General features: G+C 70.5%; 1 pseudogene. It reads right to left on the minus strand.

Going from position 1 to position 319, the window contains the following annotated elements:
- Positions 1-196, minus strand: a pseudogene (locus MKK63_RS11250) (acetolactate synthase small subunit); the annotation flags it as partial.
- Positions 197-319: the final 123 nt, after the last annotated feature.

Raw genomic sequence — 319 nt, forward strand, 5'->3', positions numbered from 1 at the left:
GGGGATCGCGCTGGATGCGACGCGACCCTTCGGTCGCGGCGACGCTCAGGCTGTCGTTGTAGTGGCCCCGGCCGGAGACCAGGCAGGAGCTGCGGGCGAGCACTCCGGGCTCGTCGTTAACAATCCCCGCCTGGGTGGGACGGTTCACCGGCTCGACGCGGCCGGAATCTGGATAGTTGGTGTTCATGGCGTTCATCGCCGGCCTCGTCCGCGTCTGGGTTTCCGAAGGACGGTCCCTTCGGCGGGGTGTCGGGGCAGCGCCCCGACGCTTGGTTCGCGCCTTCAGCGCGGCGGCATCCGCAAGGCCCCGTCGAGGCGG

Source organism: Methylobacterium sp. J-088 (genome assembly GCF_022829295.1).
Lineage (GTDB): Bacteria > Pseudomonadota > Alphaproteobacteria > Rhizobiales > Beijerinckiaceae > Methylobacterium.